The following is a 250-nucleotide window of genomic DNA, read 5'->3' as shown; positions in this document are numbered from 1 at the left end:
TCCGGCAAGTTGTCGAAGGTGTACACCAGGCTGGTCCAGGTCTCTGAACCATCGCCATCACTGATACTCACGGTGTTGGTCAGCAACACCTCCAACTGTGCATCGGTCTCGCTGGTCACCACGCTCAGTGCCTTAGCGTTGAAGTCAATGTCATGGCCGGCAGTGACGGTCACGGTGAAATCCTGATTGGCCGCCCCACCCTCGTCCGTGGTCCCCGCCACATTGCCATTCACCACCCCGCTCCAGTCCG

At 59.6% G+C, this 250-nt stretch carries 1 protein-coding gene; it reads right to left on the bottom strand.

The window, feature by feature from the left end; all coding sequences use genetic code 11:
• Positions 1-250: hypothetical protein (locus ACW5XC_RS20465; protein WP_456516120.1), on the bottom strand; the 250-nt coding region annotated here is incomplete at both ends.

The sequence above is a fragment of the Aeromonas sp. 25-AL00135 genome (assembly GCF_054052385.1).
This window is presented reverse-complemented; position numbering and strand designations above follow the sequence as displayed.